Annotated in this window: 5 protein-coding genes; all 5 read left to right on the top strand. The window is 74.6% G+C overall.

What is annotated here, in order from left to right; all coding sequences use genetic code 11:
- Positions 1 to 127: 127 nt before the first annotated feature.
- Positions 128 to 568 carry a hypothetical protein gene (locus F8271_RS29560; RefSeq protein WP_370461993.1) on the top strand — a complete coding sequence of 147 codons (441 nt, stop codon included), beginning with the start codon at positions 128 to 130 and terminating at the stop codon, positions 566 to 568.
- Complete coding sequence (locus tag F8271_RS29555; protein WP_151493109.1) at positions 565 to 1713, top strand: alcohol dehydrogenase catalytic domain-containing protein; 1149 nt, start codon at positions 565 to 567, stop codon at positions 1711 to 1713. The genes F8271_RS29560 and F8271_RS29555 overlap by 4 nt, the downstream gene beginning before the upstream one ends.
- Before the next feature lie 40 nt (positions 1714 to 1753).
- Positions 1754 to 2950 carry a trans-acting enoyl reductase family protein gene (locus tag F8271_RS29550; RefSeq protein WP_151493108.1) on the top strand — a complete coding sequence of 399 codons (1197 nt, stop codon included), beginning with the start codon at positions 1754 to 1756 and terminating at the stop codon, positions 2948 to 2950.
- Between the two features lie 43 nt (positions 2951 to 2993).
- Entirely contained in the window at positions 2994 to 4058 is a 1065-nt protein-coding gene (locus F8271_RS29545; RefSeq protein ID WP_370461994.1) for a MerR family transcriptional regulator, read from the top strand.
- A 96-nt stretch (positions 4059 to 4154) separates the two neighbouring features.
- Positions 4155 to 5438 (top strand): serine--tRNA ligase, encoded by a 1284-nt coding sequence (serS, locus tag F8271_RS29540; RefSeq protein WP_151493110.1) that lies wholly within the window; start codon positions 4155 to 4157, stop codon positions 5436 to 5438.
- Positions 5439 to 5574: the final 136 nt, after the last annotated feature.

The raw sequence follows: 5574 nt of genomic DNA, 5'->3' as shown, positions 1-5574 counted from the left end.
GACGCGTCCCACCCCCGGTCGGCGAGCGGTTACCCGGCGCGGACCCGTTCACCCCTTCCGGGCGAGCCCGCTTCACCCGTTCGGGCCCGACGATCGAGGGACGTGGACCGGGAGGACGGGTGGACCGATGCGACCCCTGACACGCCTGTTGCGGATACCCCGCCGCCGCACCTCCGCGATCGTGCAGTTTCTGTCGCGACAAAAGCCGCACGACACCGCACTCCGACGACCCAAATTGCAAGATCGGCGGGGAGGGTGGGAGGTCGTCACCGTGGACCGGCCGCCGGAGCAGGTGCTTCCCGGCGGGCGGTGGCCCGAGCCGCTGCGGCGCCTGGACGGCGCCGTCGAGGTGCGGGTGCGGACGGCGCCGGGTGACCGGGGCACCGAGCTGGCTGCCCGCCCGCTGGCCGGGGCGTCCCCGGCCGTCGGGCTCGCCGCGCACCTGGTCGGCGACGACCCGAGGCTGCTGGTCCGCCGGACGTTGCGCCAGGTCAAGCAACGCGTCGAGACCGGCGAGGTGCTGCGCGCGGACCGCTCGGCGCTGGACCGGCCCGAGGCCCGCGGGTGAGGGCGCTGTGCTGGGTGGGCGCGGGCGAGCTGGCGGTACGCGAGGTGCCCGACCCGGAACTGCGCAACGAGCGGGACGTCATCGTGCGGGTGCGTCGAAGTGCCACCTGCTGCGCCGACCTGCCGCTGCTGGCCGGACGGGATCCGCTGCTGCGCACCGGTGACGTGCTCGGCGCGGAGTTCCTCGGCGAGGTCGTCGAGACCGGGCCGGCGGTCCGCCGGCACCGGACCGGTGACCGGGTGGTGGTCGGCGCGGGCGTCGCCTGCGGCGGATGCTGGTACTGCCGCGCCGGCCTGCACTCCTGCTGCGACAACGGCAGCACCGAGCCGGCGAGCGCGGACGAGGGTTGGGGACGCTCCGACGTCGGCTGCTTCGGGCGGCCCCGCGCGGCGGGCGGCTTCGCCGGTGGTCACGCCCAGTACGTGCGGGTGCCGTACGCGGACGCGAGCGCGTTCCGAGTGCCGGACGTGGTGGACGACGAACGGGCGCTGTTCGCCGCCGACGCGGCCCCGACCGGCTGGCTGGCCGCCGAGCTGGGCGCGGTACGCCCGGGGGACGTGGTGGCGGTCTGGGGCGCCGGGGCGGTGGGCCAGTTGACCGCCCGCGCGGCGGTGCTGCACGGCTGCGCGAGGGTGATCGTGGTGGACCGGCACGAGGAGCGGCTGCGGATGGCGCAACGGCACGCGGGCGCGGAGCCGCTGAACTACGACCACACCGACGTCTCGGCCGAGCTGCGGGACCGCAGTGGTGGGCGCGGACCGGACGTGTGTGTGGTGGCGGTCGGCGAGCCACCCGCCCGGTCGATCGCCGACCGCTTCGGCGTCCGGCTCGGCGACCGCCCGGACGCGCTGCGCGAGGCGGTGCACGCCTGCCGCAAGGGCGGCACCGTGGTGGTGCTCGGCGGGACCGACGGTTTCGTCGACGCGTTCCCGCTGGGCACGGTGACCGGCAAGCGGCTCGCCCTGCGCGGGGCCCGCCGGCCCGACCTGCGGGACGTACCCATGTTGCTGGACCGGATGGCCCGCGACGAGCTGCGGACCGAGCATCTGGCCACCCACCGGCTGCCGCTGGAGGACGCCCCGCAGGGGTACGCGCTGTTCCGGGACCGGACCGACGGCTGCGTCCGGGCGGTCTTCAGCCCGTGACCGATGAGCCATCGGAGCCGGCGGATGGCAGACTCGCGGGATGGCTGGGGAGCGAACGTACGACGTGGTGTTGTTCGGGGCGACCGGGTTCACCGGCGGGCTCACGGCCGAGTACCTGGCCCGGCACGCACCACCCGGGCTGCGCTGGGCGCTGGCCGGGCGCAACCCGGACCGGCTCGCCGCCGTGCGGGACCGGCTCGCCGCGATCGACCCCGCCCTGGCCGACCTGCCGCTGCTCAGCGCCGACGTGACCGACGCCGACTCGCTGCGCGCGGTGGCCACCAGCGCCCGGGTGGTCGCCAGCACCGTCGGCCCGTACGTCCGGCACGGGGAGCCGCTGGTCGCCGCCTGCGCCGGGGCCGGCACCGACTACCTGGACATCACCGGTGAGCCGGAGTTCGTCGACCTGATGTACGTCCGCCACCACGCCGAGGCGACCCGCACCGGCGCGCGGCTGGTGCACGCCTGCGGGTTCGACTCCGTCCCGCACGACCTGGGCGTCTGGTTCACCGTCAAGCAACTGCCCGCCGACGGGCCGATCACCGTGGACGGTTACGTCCGGGCCTCGGCCCGGTTCTCCGCCGGCACGTACCATTCCGCGCTCACCGCGTTCTCCCGTACCGGGCAGGCCAGCCGGGCCGCACGGGACCGCCGGGCGGTCGAACCGCGCCCCACCGACCGCCGGGTCCGGGCGGTGCCGGGCCGGCTGACCCGCTCGGCGGAGCTGGGCATCTGGACCGTGCCGCTGCCCACCATCGACCCGCAGGTGGTGCGCCGCTCGGCGGCGGCCCGCCCGGAGTACGGCCCGGACTTCCGCTACCGGCACTTCGCCGCGGTGAAGCGGCTACCGACCGTGCTGGCGGGCGCGGCCGGGCTCGGCGCGCTGGTGGGCCTGGTGAAGGTGCCACCCACCCGACGCTGGCTGCTCGGCCGGCTCAGCTCCGGGCAGGGGCCGACGCCGCAGCAGCGGGCGGCGGCCTGGTTCCGGGTCCGGTTCGTCGGCGCCGGCGGCGGGCGGCGGGTGCTCACCGAGGTGGCCGGCGGCGACCCGGGCTACGACGAGACGGCGAAGATGCTCGCCGAGTCGGCGCTCTGCCTGGCGTTCGACGAGCTGCCGCCGACCGCCGGGCAGGTCACCCCGGTCACCGCGATGGGCGACGCGCTGCTCGACCGGCTGGTCCGGGCGGGGCTCACCTTCCGGGTGCTCGAGCAGACCACCGCGGAGCACCCGGCTTGACCCTCGACCCGGTCGAGGGGGCAGGATGCCCGGCGTGAGCGACCTGCACAGCATCGGTGAGCTGGCCCGGGCCAGCGGCCTGACCGTCAGCGCGCTGCGCTTCTACGACTCGGCGGGGGTGCTGGAGCCGGCCCTGGTCGACCCGGTGACCGGCTACCGCTGGTACACCGACGAGCAGATCGCCCCGGCCCGGCTGGTGGCCGGGCTGCGCCGGATCGGCATGCCGGTGCCGGAGATCGCCGCCGCGGTACGCGCCGAGCCGGCCGCGGTGCACCGGCTGCTCGACACGCACCTGCGCCGGCTGGTCGACGGCCTCGCCGACGCCCGCCGTGAGGTGACCCGGCTCCGCGCCCTGGTCGACCCGGCCCAGCCGGCCACCACCACGCTGCTGCTCACCCCCGCCGACCTGGCCGCCGCGGTCGACGCGGTGCGCTTCGCCGTCGGCGCCGACCCGGAACTGCCGATGCTCTCCGGTGTGCTGCTCGACGTGGAGTCCGACGGTGTCCGGCTCGTCGCCACCGACCGGTACCGGCTCGCGCTGGCCCGGGCCGGGGCGGACGTCGACGGCCCGCCGGTGCGGGTGTTCGTGCCGGTGGATCTCGTCGACCAGTTCCGGCCGCTGCTCGACGCGGCCGACGCCTGGCCGGTGCGGCTGACCGTGGCGGGCGCGGATCTGCATGTGGCGGTGGCCGGCCGCACGCTGACCGGCAGCGCCCTGTCGTACGACTTCCCGGACTATCGCCGTCTGCTGCGCAAGGCCGTCGGCGAGCGGCCGGCCGCACGGCGGATCCCGGTGGACGTGGCGGCGCTGCGCGCCGCGCTGGCCGACCCGGCGGCCCCGACGGTGGCCCGCGAGCACGACGGCGAGGCGCTGGCGGTCACCGTGCTCGGCGTCGACGACCAGGGCGGCCTGCGCCTGCTGCCCGCCGCCGACCTGGGCACCGACGCGCTGCGGGTCGGCGTCAACGGTGGCTACCTGCTGGACGCGCTGGACGCCGCCGGCGCTCCCCAGCTGGTGCTGGAGCTGGACGGGCCGGTCGCCCCGCTGGCGGTACGACGGCCGGACGACGCGGACACCTACTCCGTGCTGATGCCGATCCGGCTGTAGAACCGGGCTCGTCACTCCCCGTCCCGGGTCGAAACGGGCGCGACGGTAGCATCTGGGGGTCCACCTGTGACCCCGGACGGAGGCGTACGGAGCAGCATGCTCGACATGGAGTTGATCCGGAAGGATCGCGAGGCGGTGGCGACCGCGTTGGCGAAGCGACTGGATCCCGCCGAGGTCACCCGATCCCTGGACGAGATCCAGCGGCTCGACCAGGAACGACGCGCCCTGATCACGGAGATCGACGCCGATCGGCAGCGCCGCAAGGCGGAGGCCCGCGCGTACGCGGAGGCGAAGCGCGCCGGCCGCGAGCCGGACGTCGTCGCGCCCGAGGCCGGTCGCCGGCAGCTCTCCGAGCTGGAGTCCGAGCTGAACGAGGTGCAGGGGCGGCTGCGCACCGCGATGAGCGAGCTGCCCAACCTGCCCGCCGACGACGTGGTGGCCGGCGGGAAGGAAGCCAACCGGGTCGTCAAGACCTTCGGTGAGCCGCCGGTGATCGAGAAGGTCCGCGACCACGTGGAGCTGTCGCGGATGCTCGGTCTCGTCGACCACGAGCGCGGCGTGAAGCTCGGCGGCTCCGGCTTCTGGATGTACACGGGGATGGGTGCCCGGCTGGAGTGGGCGCTGCTCAACTTCCTCATCGACGAGAACGTCCAGGCCGGCTACGAGTTCCTGCTGCCGCCTCACCTGCTGCTCGACACGGCCGGCTTCGCCGCCGGGCAGTTCCCGAAGTTCTACGACGACGTCTACCACCTGGACTCCGAGTCGGCCCCGCGCGGGCAGTTCCTGCTGCCCACCTCGGAGACGGCGATCCTCGGGGCGTACCAGGACGAGATCCTGGAGACGCCGAAGCTGCCGCTGAAGCGTTTCGCGTACACGCCGTGCTACCGCCGGGAGGCGGCCGGCTCACATTCGGACGAGCGCGGCACCGTGCGCGGTCACCAGTTCAACAAGGTGGAGATCTTCCAGTTCACGTTGCCGGAGCAGGCGGACGCGGCGCTGGAGGAGATGGTCACCCACGCCGAGAGCCTGGTGGAGAAGCTGGGGCTGCACTACCAGCGCAGCCTGCTGTCGGCCGGCGACGCGAGCGCCTCCATGCGCAAGACCCTCGACATCGAGGTGTGGATGCCGAGCATGGACAAGTACAAGGAGGTGTCGTCGGTCTCCTGGGGCGGCGACTACCAGGCCCGCCGGGCGGCCATCCGCTACCGGGAGCCGGGCGGCAAGCAGACCCGCTTCGTGCACACGCTCAACGGCTCCGCGCTGGCCACGAGCCGGCTCTTCCCGGCCATCCTGGAGCAGTACCAGCAGGCCGACGGCAGCGTCCTGATCCCCGAGGTCCTCCAGAACCGTCTGGGCACCGACCGCCTGACCCCCCGCTAGCCCGCACCCCCACCCTCTCCGCCGATCTTGCACTTTCTGTCGCTGAATTGCGGTGGTGTGCGGCTTCTGTCCCCACAGAAGCTGCAAGATCGCGGGGGCGGGGGCGGGAGCGACGGCGGGTTAGGGCTGTCACGCA

This window comes from Micromonospora sp. ALFpr18c, from assembly GCF_008868155.1.
In the GTDB taxonomy this organism is placed as follows: domain Bacteria; phylum Actinomycetota; class Actinomycetes; order Mycobacteriales; family Micromonosporaceae; genus Micromonospora.
Note: the sequence above shows the minus strand (reverse complement) of the source record. Positions and strands in the feature narration are given on the sequence as shown.